Here is a 363-nt window from a genome sequence, read left to right as displayed (position 1 = left end):
GAGCGTTTTCACCATCGCGCCATGTACATTATATATATGTACCGTCTCGGCCGTGGGGAGCGTCAGGTACAGCGCGCTGCCGGCGGCGTAGACACGCAGGCCGTCGACCGTTTCGTTGCCGACCGTCATGATCACGTTGAAGTCGCAGGCGTCATACCGGCCGCTGCCGTCGTTGGCCCGAGCCGTGACGCGCGCTTTGCCTTTCTTATGGATCGTCACTAAGCCGTTGGCATCGACCGAGGCGACCTGCGGATTGTCGCTCGACCACGTCAGCGATTTATCCGTGGCATTCGACGGGGCGACGGTGGCCGTGAGCTGCACTTCTTCGTAATCGCCGTTGACCGTAAACGTGTTGCGGTTCAG

At 60.6% G+C, this 363-nt stretch carries 1 protein-coding gene; it reads right to left on the bottom strand.

Going from position 1 to position 363, the window contains the following annotated elements; genetic code table 11:
• On the bottom strand, window positions 1-363 hold a 363-nt coding region (locus EII41_RS12475), incomplete at both ends, for an Ig-like domain-containing protein (RefSeq protein ID WP_148091750.1).

The organism is Tannerella forsythia (genome assembly GCF_003860135.1).
Lineage (GTDB): Bacteria > Bacteroidota > Bacteroidia > Bacteroidales > Tannerellaceae > Tannerella > Tannerella forsythia_A.
This window is presented reverse-complemented; position numbering and strand designations above follow the sequence as displayed.